This window comes from Actinomadura fibrosa (assembly GCF_900659615.1).
Classification (GTDB): Bacteria; Actinomycetota; Actinomycetes; order Streptosporangiales; family Streptosporangiaceae; genus Spirillospora; species Spirillospora fibrosa.
The window spans coordinates 50,053-60,827 of record NZ_CAACUY010000035.1; the positions used below are offsets into that span (position 1 = coordinate 50,053).

Below are 10,775 nucleotides of genomic sequence, written 5' to 3' on the forward strand. Positions count from 1 at the left end.
CCGCCTGAGCACACCACTGCTGATCACCCCACCAACCAGGTGCCGTTCTCGCGGCGCTCTTCTCCACGTGCTAACCGTGTTGACCGCAGACGCGATCGCTTCAGGACTTCCCGGACGGCGAACGCTCGCCCGCGAGGTGTGGCCGGTGCTCGCCCTGTCCCTGGGCGCCTCAGAGTCTCGGCGCTCATCTCCTCCCTGGGCTCGGTCACCGCAGGCAAGGCACAGAACGATCAAGCAACCTCGCCTGCCACCGACGCCGACGCTGGGCTGCATTCCACGCAGAGCGGAACCTGCGGCGCGGCGCCACCGTGGCCGCCGTCACCGGCGGCTCGGGGCTCGTCCTCTACCTCGCGGCGCACGCCCTCGGCGCCGACCTCACCGTCGTCCCCTCAACGCTGGAAACGTACGGTGGCAGGCTTCGGCGCCCTGGCAGGCAAGATGGCCTCATCTTCGCCCGGCTCTACCGCCGCTGAGGCCGCACGATGCCGCTGCTGATCGCACATTCCCTCATCAAAATCGTCGCTTTCACTGGCTCGGTAGCACTGACGGGAAGAGTCCGGCCCCACCCGGTCAGATTGGAATGTGGGGCGTGGGTCCGCTGACGCCGAGGTCGTGCCGGATGGCCTGCCGCAGCGCGTGAAGGTGCTCACCGTAGGCGGTAAGCACGGGCTCGTACTGGGCCTGGGTATCACCGGCGCCGATGCGGTCGCGCATTGTCCGCAGGTCGCGGAAGGCGTCGTCAGCTGAACTGACCACGGGTTCAGGTGCGATCAGGATGATGTGCTCGCGGGCTTTGGAGACTCCAGCGGCGCGGAATGCGGCTCTGGCCGCGGCCTTGCGCGTGAGCTCGGGCGGGTGCTCGCCCAGCGAGACCGCGCGCATCCCCTCGTTGGCGTCATGGAGGGATGACAGGTAGTTGGCATAGGCCTCGCGACGGGCGATCTTCCATTTGTCGGTCTGCTCACGCCGGGAGCGCAACTGGTCGGTAAGCAAACCTGAGCCGAGTCCGATGATCGCGCCGATCACGGTGGCCAGCAGGGGAATCCATGACATGGCAGCGGATCCTAGGCTGCATCGCAAGCCGATAGGAGTCGGTGCCGGTTTCGATGACGGTGGCACAAAGACCTGCGGCTTCGACCAACTCGTTGGCCAGCCGGGCGGCCCGCACGTATTCGACTCGGAACCCGGCCATGGCGGCCTCGGTGCCCAGCGCGATGAGCAGATGTGATTTGCCGCTCCCTGAGTCGCCGATCAGGCAGAGCGGTCGTCCGTTGCGACCCCATTCGCTGTTGACAAGGCCGTGAACCACCGCAGCCGGAACGTTGGGGTTGGCGTCGAAGTCGAATTCGCCGATCCTTTTCCGCCTTGGGAAGCCAGCAACCTTGACCCGGCGTTCGGAGCGGCGGCGCTGGAGGTCTTCACACTCGGCCCTCAGCAACTCGACGCGTAAGCCGCGCTAGGTGAGCTGTACGCGTTGGGCGGCGACAGAGGTGGCGACGAACTGGCCGCGGATGGTGGGCAGCCGCAGCATCCGGCAGGCCTGATCGACGGCGGCCTCGGCGGCCGTTCATGGACCGCTGCCTCGGAGGCTGCGATCACCTGGCGCATTATCACCGGCGGTCATCGGTGAGCCGTCCTGCGAAGGTCGGCTCGTGCTGGGCGATCCAGGCTTCAGCCCGTGGCATGCGGTCTTTGACGCCGTGTTCCCACAGCCGCCGGAACACTGGGGCGTTCTCGGCTGCTGTGTGGCTGGTCAGGTGGAGGCGGTGGATCGTCCGCCTGGCCCTTGGGACTAGACCGTGACGCTGCTGCTGGGACTTCCTGTCGGCGTCGGCGGACGTGATCATCGACGTCCAGCCGGTGCGTCACCTCGTCGGTACCTGGATCAGCAGTCGCTGCCCGGCCCCGTTGCCTGCGGGTTCGGGGGCGGGCAATTGATCGCGGCGACGCGAGTGCGCGCTGACGTCCTCACAGTGCCGGAGTAGCGGATCCGCGCGGAGATGCGGTCGGCGGATGAGGACGCCGCGATCGGCTTGGTGCCGGGGACGCACTGCTCGTCGGTGCAGTCCCGGGCGGGTGCCACGACCGGTCGGGTACCGGAAAGGCATTTGGGTTCGCTGCACTCCAGAGCGTGCGCCGGCGCACTCCCACCGCGTCCTGGAGAGCCGGTGTACGCGCCGGCCGCTCCTGAGACGAGCCCGACCAGGAGCGAGACCACCGCGACGACCAGAACGGTGCACCGTGCACCCGAGCGCGAGAGAGCTTCCTTCATCGTGACCTCCGGGAAAGGACGGCTGCCCTGGACCGCGCAGCCTCTTACATAGGAGGCGTTCCATCCCGTTCCACCGTCGCGGCCGCGGGTTCACGGCTGCCCTCGCGACCGTGCGCGGTCGCATGTCGGCCAATCAGCGACCCTGCGGGCACCAAGGGCGCAGGGGTGCATCGCCGTGGTCCTCCTGGCAGAGCGGCGGTACGCACCGCCTCGGTGACCTCGACCAGGTAGAAGGCGTCGCCTACGTGCAGGCGGCGCAGCCATCGTGGAGATCATCGCCACCGGCATTGACTGGCGCCGCCGTACCTTCCGCGACGCGAACGGCGACTCCCGCGTCCTCCGCATCTGGGACCAAGTGCTCACGCCGGTGAAAGGGAAGGCCGCTCCCGCTAGGCACCTGGTTCGGCCAACCGGCCTGAGCGCCTCATTAACGGTCGTCTCAGGTTCGCTCAGTAGGAAGCAGGCATCAGAAAAGCGATGTAACCCGTGTGTAGGAGGCCAGTGATGGCAGTCAAACCAGCGCCGTCCGGGGAAGCGCCGGCCGGTCGGTTGGCCGGTCGGTGGGTGCCGTGGTTGGTGATCGGCATGTGGGTGGTGCTGGCGGCGTTCATGGTGCCGCTGAGCGGAAAGTTGAGCTCGGTCACCACCGACAAGGCCGTGGACACCCTGCCGGCCAGTGCCGAGTCCACCAAGGTGGCGGTGCTGGAGGACAGTCTCCCGGACGGGGACGACAACACGTTCGTCTTCGTGTACCACCGCGCCGGCGGCATGACCGACGCCGACCGCGCGACGGTCGAGCGCCACTACAACACCCTCGCCAAGCGGTACCCGCCGAAGGTGGCGGCCCCGGACGGCGGCGAGGACGAGGGCCCGCCGACCAGATCCTCCACCGACGGCAAGGCGATGATGTTCACCCTCTCGGTGAGCACGGCCTACGGCGGACCGGAGACCATCGTCGGCCCGTTGCGTGACGCCGCGAAGGACCGCCCCGCCGGACTGGAACTCGACGTGACCGGCCCCGCCGCGGTCGACGGCGACATGGACGCCGTCTTCGACGGCATCGACGTACAGGTCCTTCTCACCACCATCGTCGTCGTCACGCTCCTGCTCATCCTCACCTACCGCAGCCCGGTGCTGTGGTTCATCCCGCTGGTGGCCGTGGGCGCGGCCGCACTGACCGCGATGGCGACCGTCTACCTGCTCGTCAAGGGCTTCGGCATCGTGGTCAACGACCAGAATTCGGCGCTGCTGACGATCCTGGTGTTCGGCGTCGGCACGGACTACGCACTGCTGATCATCTCCCGGTACCGGGAGACACTGCACCACCACGAGAACGTCCGGGTCGCGATGGTCCACGCGCTCCGCGGCGCGGCGCCGGCCATCGTCGCGTCCGCGGCCACCGTGGTCGCCGGCCTGCTCTGCCTGCTCGTCGCGGACCTGAACAGCACGAGCGGGCTGGGCCCGATCGGTGCGGCCGGCATCCTGTGCGCGCTGGTGGCCATGCTGACGCTGTTCCCGGCGGTGCTCGTGGTGCTCGGCAGGCGGATCTTCTGGCCGGCCATCCCGCGGTTCAGCACGGCCGTGGAGGAGAAGCCGGGGCTGTGGGGACGGCTCGGTACCGCCATCGCCCGCCGCCGGTGGGTGGCGACGCTCGGCTTGCTCGGGGTCCTCGGCGTGCTCGCCACCGGGCTGGCGGCCAACACCGGCGCCCTGCGGGAGCAGGACCAGTTCCTGTCCGCGCCGGAGTCGGTCACCGGCTTCACCGTCCTCCGCCAGCACTTCCCGGAGCTCGGCGGCCAGCCGATGACGGTCTTCACGCGGCCGGCGTACCAGGAGCGGGTGCTCGACGCCGTCAAGGGCACTCGCGGTGTGGCCCTGGCCACCCCGGACCAGACCAGCGGCGGCTGGGCCGGCATCTCCGTATTCCCGAAGGACGCGCCGGACACCGCCGCGGAGTACGACACGATCAAGCGGGTGCGCACCGCCGTGCACGCGGTGAGCGGGGCGGAGGCGATCGTCGGCGGGCCGAGTGCGGAGAACCTCGACACCGAGGTGACCACCAGCCGCGACGAGAAGCTGGTGATCCCGCTGATGCTCGCCGTCGTCCTGATCATCCTCGGGCTGCTGCTGCGCGCGATCGTGGCCCCGCTGGTCCTGATGGCCACCGTGATCGTCTCCTTCGCCGCGGCCTTCGGCGGCAGCGTGTTCGTCTTCGACACGATCCTCGGGTTCAAGGGGATCGACTATTCGGTGCCGCTGCTGGCATTCCTGTTCCTGGTGGCGCTCGGTGTCGACTACAACATCTTCCTGGCCAGCCGGGCCCGGGAGGAGGCCGTGCGTCTCGGCACCGGAGCGGGCGTGCTCAAGGCCCTCTCCGCCACCGGCGGCGTCATCACCTCGGCAGGCCTGGTCCTGGCGGCCACGTTCGCGGTCCTCGCCACACTGCCGCTGGTGATGCTGATCGAGGTCGGGTTCCTGGTCGCCTTCGGCGTGCTGCTCGATGCCCTGCTGGTGCGGTCGGTCCTGGTGCCCGCCCTCACCCTGCTGATCGGACGGCGGATCTGGTGGCCGAGCCGGCTGTCCCGTCCAGCGGCGGAGCTGCCGGACGGCCAACAGTCGCTCGCCGACGACGAGGAGCCCACGCTGCAACGGTGAGCGCGGCGGCACGGACGAGATCCGGGACGGGCCCCAGGCCCGTCCCGGTTCTTTTATGGGCCCGACGGCCGCCGCCCTTTGGTCCTGCGCCGCGCGCCAGGGCTGGGGGCGGCGTACCGCGGTGTCCTACCCGGTGGTGGGCCGCGCGGGCCATGCCCGAGGGCCGCCGTCTCCTGTTCTGCGCCGCGCCGCCGGGGCGGGTCAGCGCACCGTGCTGTCGTCCCCGGCGGTGGGCCGCGCGATCGGGGTGGGCGGGGCCGCGGCCGGAAGGTCGACCCGGAGCAGCGCGCCACCGCGTGCGGAGCGGGCGACGGTGGCCCGGCCGCCGTGGGCGTCGACGACCCGCTGCACGATCGACAGTCCCAGCCCGGATCCCGGCAGCGCCCGGGCGCTGTCGGCGCGGTAGAACCGGTCGAACACCCGCGGCACGTCGGCGTCGTCGATGCCCGGCCCGGCATCGTCGACCTCGAGCACCGCCGACGCGCCCTCGGCCCGGAGCCGGACCTGGACCGGCTGGTCCGCGGGGGACCACTTGCCGGCGTTGTCAATGAGGTTGAGCACCGCCCGCTGGAGCGCGGCGGGACGTCCGCTCACCCACACGGACGTCACGTCGAGCGCGACCTCGATGTCGGGCACGCGGGAGCGCGCCCGGGTCGCGGCGGCCACCACCACGTCGGCGAGGTCGAGCAGCTCGGTGCTCTCGTCGCTGACGTCACCGCGCGCGAGGTCGGTCAGCTCGGCGGCGAGGGTGCTCAACTCGGCCACCTGGGCGCCGAGGTCGTTGAGCAGCCGGGTCCGGCTCTCCGCCGGCAGTGCGCTGTCGAGGGTGCCGCGCCGATCGAGCCGGATCAGCAGCTCGACGTTGAGGCGCAGGCTGGTGAGCGGGGTCTTGAGCTCGTGGGCGGCGTCCTCGGCGAGCAGCCGCTGGGCCCGCCGCGAGTCCCGGAGCGCGGCGAGCATGTCGTTGATCGACTGGATCAGCCGCCGGATCTCCCCACCGCCCTCGTCCGGGATGTCGGCGTCGAGATCCCGGGTGTGCGCGACCCCTACCGCGGCGGCGGTCAGCCGGTCGATGGGAGCCAGCCCGGTCCGCGCCACGGTCCGTCCGACAAGGGCGCCGCCGGCCACGCACAGCAGCCCGATCAGCAGCATGCCCAACCCGAACTGGGTGATCGGGCTGTCGTCGGCGACGCGGGCCGCCACCTGGACCGCGCCGTCGCCCGCCCGCAGCGTGTAGACGAGGTAGCCGTCGTCGTCGTTCGACTCCATCAGATCGGCCGACGCGCCCCGCGCCACGCGCCCGGCGCGCTCGCTGACCGGCGGCAGCGCGGGCTGGCCGGCCGGCGTCCGCGTCGAGCCGTCGGGCAGGACGACCCGCACCAGCCGACCGGATCCGGGATACGGCGGTAGCTGGACCTGCGCCAGACCGGCGCGCTCCGCGTTCGTCGCCAGGACGCGGGAGTCGGCGCGCAGCTGATCCTCGGCGGTGTCCCGCAGCTCCCAGACCAGGAGCTCGATGCCCACCTCCAAGGCCACGAACACGCTGACCGCGATGGCCGTCGCCGCGATCACCGTCAGCCTGGTCCGCAGGGACCGCCGGCGCCACCATCGGGTCAGCCGGCGCGGTTCCCGGCCGGCGGGCCTTCTCACGGAGGAGTCTCCCGCAACGTGTATCCCAGGCCGCGCAGCGTGTAGATCAATCGCGGCTCCCCCTCGGCCTCCATCTTGCGGCGCAGGTAGCTCACGTACACCTGGAGGTTGTTGGCGGTGGCGCTCATGTCGAAGCCCCAGACCGCCTCGAACAGCGCGTCGCGGGTCAGTACCCGGGTCGCGTTGCGCATGAGGACCTGCAGGAGGGAGAACTCGGTCCGGGTCAGGTGCAGCGACCGCCCGCCCCGCCACGCCTCGAACCTGTCGGGATCGAGCCGGACATCGGCGAACGACAGGACCTGCGACTCCCCGTCGGGGGGCGTGCGCCGGCGCAGCAGGGCCCGCACCCGGGCCAGCAACTCCTCGGTGGCGAACGGCTTGGGCAGGTAGTCGTCGGCGCCCGCGTCCAGCCCCGTGACCCGGTCGGAGACCTGGTCACGGGCGGTCAGCATCAGCACCGGCAGATCCCGGCCCGCGGCCCGCAACCGCCGGCAGGTCTCCAACCCGCCGAGGCGGGGCATCATCACGTCGAGGATCAGTAGATCCAGCGTGTCACCGCCGGCCCCACCGACCTCGTCGAGCACGGCGAAACCGTTGCCGACGGTGCTGGTGTCGTAACCCTCGACCTGGAGCACCCGCTCCAGCGACTCACGGATGGCCCGCTCATCATCCGCGATCATGATCCGCACGCCGGCCCGCCCCCTTCCAGCCGATGCTTGTGCCGCTCATTGTCCCCGATCAACCTGAGACCAGGATTAAGGACCACGGAGATGCCAGCCCAGTGGGTGTTCGGCAGCAGGGCGCAGGTGTCTGACTAGAGACGCTGGGCAGTAAGGCGCATTTGACGTCCTTCGTGCAGGTCTTGGCCAGATGGGACGGGGTTTGCGGGGATGAGGCGACCGTCGCAGAGAGCTCGGTAGCGTGCGAAGTTGCGGCGCGCCGTTCGCGGTCCTCCTCCGACTCCGAGCACTCGGCCGCGAGCGGCCAGGCCGGTGCGGACCGCGTCCACCCGGAGCTTGGCCCGCTCGGTGCCAGGGAGGGCGTCATCGGCGACGTCCAACAGCCAGGCGGTGGTGAGCCACCGCCTTGCACGTCCGCCCACGAACGATGAGTTAACGAGGCCGGGCTCCTGACCCGCCACCGCTTGGCCGCCTCAGGGCAGGCGCCATGGTCGACGGCGACGAAAGCGGCGCCAAATCGCACTCAGGTTTCAAGCATCGCGACGAACGGTCGTGCGAGCTCCTTCAGTCCTATGGCGCTCCGCCGCTGGCCTCGTCTCCTCAGCCAGGCGCCGGACACTATCGGCGACCAAGCCGTCCAAGCTCACACAAAGCCAGGCCGCCATGTTCGGTCCATTCGCCTCGCGCGGGCCGTATTGACGCATCTGCTCTCGCAACTTCGTAACGCTGCACTCCAGACCGTGTCTGGGTTAGTTAGCCGCCGTTTGTTGAACGATTGGGTGCGGCGCATCCCTCGCCACCCAGCGAAAGCACATCCGAGCAGATGAACACCGCTGCGCGCGTTCCTCAGGCCGCCGGCCCCTTTGCTGCAACGACCGCCCGCGGCTTGGATTCTGGCCTGCGCCGACCTGGAGGCGGTCGGCGTCTGGCTCGGCCTGCCCACAGGACTCGCCACCGCCGCCCTGCTTCTGCTGCGGCACTGCGCCTCCGGACGCGGACGGTCCTGACCTGACGCTCGATTACCCGAACAAGCGACCGGAGGAATGACCGCCGCGCACAGTCGTCGTGCTCCTCCGCTCGGCGGGACGCGATGGCGTACCGGAGTTGGTCACCGGCCCGGGTTCCGATGAAGGCCTTGGTCGGCGGGTGGGGGGCCGAGTGTGCTTCATGACGGGCGGGCCAGCCGGTCGGCTGCTTCCGGGTGGCCTTCTCCCGCCGCACGGCGGAACCATTTCGCCGCCCTGCGGTGGTGGCCGGTCTCGGTGAGCAGCAGTCCCAGGTTGTACATGGCGTCGGGACTTCCGTCGTCCGCTGCCTTCTTGAGCCATGGTTCGGCCTCTCGCACAAGGCCTCTACGCCAGATGAGAAGGCCGAGGTTGACGATCGCACCGGTGTTGCCGGCTTCGGCGGCGGCGCGGTACCACCGTTCGGCTTCGTCCAGACGTTCTGCGTTCTCCAGCAGCAGAGCCAGGCCGAACATACCGTCGCCGTAACCGGCATCGGCGGCGGCACGGAACCAGCGTTCGGCTTCCTCAAGCCGTCCCGAAGCTTCGAGCAGGTTGCCCAGATTGGCCATCGCCTCGGACATCCCGGCCTCGGCGGCGGTGCGATACCAGTGTTCGGCCTCGTCGGCTCGGCCGGACTCCCGCAAGTGGACGCCGAGATTCACCAGCGCGTCCGGGACACCGGCCTCGGCGGCCGCCCGGTACCAGTGCTCGGCCTCCTCCCCGCGTCCGAGTTGGTCGAAAAGCAGCCCCAGGTGGAACATGCCTTCGCCGTCCCCGGCGTCGGCGGCCAGGCGGTACCAGCGCTCCGCCTCGTCGGTTCGGCCGAGGTCACGGAGCAGATGACCGAGGTTGACCATCGCGATGGTGTTGCCGGACTCGGTCGCGACGGCGGTGCGGTACCAGCGTTCGGCCTCCGCGGCGCGGCGGGTGTCCGCGAGCAGCACACCCAGGTTGGTCATCGCTCCGTCGTCACCGGCATTGGCCGCGGTCCTGTACCAGCGTTCGGCCTCCTTCACGCGCCCGCCCTGTTCCAGGTGCATGCCGAGATTGGTCATCGCGTCGGGAAGACCGGCCTCGGCGGCACGCCGGAACAGTCGCAGGGCCTCCGCTGCGTCGCCGACCTCATCCCGCATCACGCCCAGGTCGAACATCGCGCCGGGGTGGCCGGCCTCGACGGCGGTGCGGTACCAGTGCTCGGCCTCGTCGGGGCGACCGGATCGCCGCAGCAGCACGCCCAGTTCGACCATCGCATCGACGTCGCCCACCATCGCCGCGTGCCGTAACCGATGCTCCGCTGGGTCGGGTGGGGACGGCGCCTCGTAGGCCGGCGCCCGCTGGGGCGGCGCCTCGCGGACCGAGCTGATAGTGGCGGTAGCGGCACCGCCGGCGAGGCGGACGAGCACGGTCCCGGCATCGGGCGGCCGTGAGGCGGGATCTTTGGCCAGCAGATCCATCACGAGCGCATCGAGAGGGGCCGGCAGATCAGGTCGCCGTGCACGAGGCGGGACAGGCGCCTGATGAAGGTGGGCGTTCAGCGCGGCCGCGACGGAGGTGTCGCCGGCGACGAGCGGTACGCCGGTGAACATCTCGTAAAGCACACAGCCGAGGGCGTAGAGGTCGGTGCGCTGGTCCACGAGCTGGTCGAGGATCTGTTCAGGAGCCATGTACTGGGGGCTTCCCGCGATGTGGCCCGGCCTGGTGATCTGGGTGCCGCCGTGCAGATGGGCGATACCGAAGTCGCAGACTTTGACACGGTCCTCGGCCAGCACCATGAGGTTGGCCGGCTTGACGTCACGGTGCACCACGCCGTGCTCATGGGCGAATCTGAGCGCCTTGGTGACCTGCTCGGCCAGTCGTAGCGCCCTGCCGATCTCCAGCCCGGTCGGATGTTCGGCGAGGACGCGCCGCAGATCCTGGCCGCGCAGCAGTTCCATGACGATGAAGAGCATCTCGTCGTCACCGTCGGCGTGCCGGTCGATGTCGAACACGACCGTGATCCCCGGGTGCTCCATGGCCGCGGCAACCTGTGCCTCGCGCCGGAAACGGGCGGCCGTCTCGCTGTCCGCCTCCAGCTGGGCGGTCAGCAACTTCACCGCGACCTGGCGGCGGAGCCTCGAATCGGTGCCCTGCCAGACCTGCCCCATCCCGCCGCGGCCCAGCAACTTCTCCAACCGGTACCTGCCTGCCAGTTCCAGTCCTCTGCGCATGCCCGGCCTTTCAGTGCCATCGCCCTGGAAAAGGAGCCGCCCTGCCGCATTCCATCAGCGCCTCTCCGGTTCGTCTAGATCGACAGAGCGGTACGCGAGCGCCGGTAGGTGATCTGGTATTCCCGGCGCCACAGCTCTTACGGCACAGCAGAAAGCTTGAGCGAGACCGGGAGGCGCATAGTCGCGTCCGCGCCATGGTGGAGGCCTAGATCGTTGATGGGGAATGATGGTGCTGGTTAGTGGTCATAGGCGATCAGGGAGCGTTTGACGGGTGCGTTGATCAGCCAGTTGTGCCAGATGGCGG

General features: G+C 69.8%; 7 protein-coding genes. 2 read left to right on the top strand and 5 right to left on the bottom strand.

All coding sequences use genetic code 11. From position 1 onward, the window contains the following. Window positions 1-308 precede the first annotated feature (308 nt). Window positions 309-473, top strand: a complete 165-nt coding sequence (locus tag E1300_RS50070) for a hypothetical protein (protein ID WP_165502849.1) — start codon at window positions 309-311, stop codon at window positions 471-473. 97 nt (window positions 474-570) lie between these two features. On the opposite strand, the gene E1300_RS15325 is transcribed toward E1300_RS50070, so the two are convergent. Then, a complete protein-coding gene (locus tag E1300_RS15325) occupies window positions 571-1,053 on the bottom strand; it encodes a hypothetical protein (protein ID WP_131757659.1) in 483 nt (160 codons plus the stop codon). Beyond that, window positions 962-1,438 (bottom strand): ATP-binding protein, encoded by a 477-nt coding sequence (locus tag E1300_RS53955; RefSeq protein ID WP_207399753.1) that lies wholly within the window; start codon window positions 1,436-1,438, stop codon window positions 962-964. The genes E1300_RS15325 and E1300_RS53955 overlap by 92 nt, the downstream gene beginning before the upstream one ends. Before the next feature lie 1,398 nt (window positions 1,439-2,836). Here E1300_RS53955 and E1300_RS15335 point away from each other — a divergent pair. After that, on the top strand, window positions 2,837-4,927 hold the full coding sequence (locus E1300_RS15335) for an MMPL family transporter (protein ID WP_207399754.1): 2,091 nt from the start codon (window positions 2,837-2,839) through the stop codon (window positions 4,925-4,927). A 201-nt stretch (window positions 4,928-5,128) separates the two neighbouring features. Here the strand turns inward: E1300_RS15335 and E1300_RS15340 are convergent, their stop codons facing one another. From E1300_RS15340 to E1300_RS15350, 3 genes are all read right to left on the bottom strand, one after another. Beyond that, window positions 5,129-6,577: a HAMP domain-containing sensor histidine kinase gene (locus tag E1300_RS15340; protein ID WP_131757661.1), complete on the bottom strand. Its 1,449-nt coding sequence runs from the start codon at window positions 6,575-6,577 to the stop codon at window positions 5,129-5,131. After that, on the bottom strand, window positions 6,574-7,257 hold the full coding sequence (locus tag E1300_RS15345) for a response regulator transcription factor (RefSeq protein WP_207399755.1): 684 nt from the start codon (window positions 7,255-7,257) through the stop codon (window positions 6,574-6,576). The genes E1300_RS15340 and E1300_RS15345 overlap by 4 nt, the downstream gene beginning before the upstream one ends. 1,165 nt (window positions 7,258-8,422) lie before the next feature. Next, a complete protein-coding gene (locus E1300_RS15350; RefSeq protein ID WP_165502850.1) occupies window positions 8,423-10,435 on the bottom strand; it encodes a serine/threonine-protein kinase in 2,013 nt (670 codons plus the stop codon). Window positions 10,436-10,775 lie beyond the last annotated feature (340 nt).

Excerpts from the sequence above, each read along its gene's own strand:
- E1300_RS15325 (WP_131757659.1), bottom strand. The coding sequence starts at position 1,053 with ATGTCATGGATTCCCCTGCTGGCCACCGTGATCGGCGCGATCATCGGA.
- E1300_RS15345 (WP_207399755.1), bottom strand. The coding sequence starts at position 7,257 with ATGATCGCGGATGATGAGCGGGCCATCCGTGAGTCGCTGGAGCGGGTG.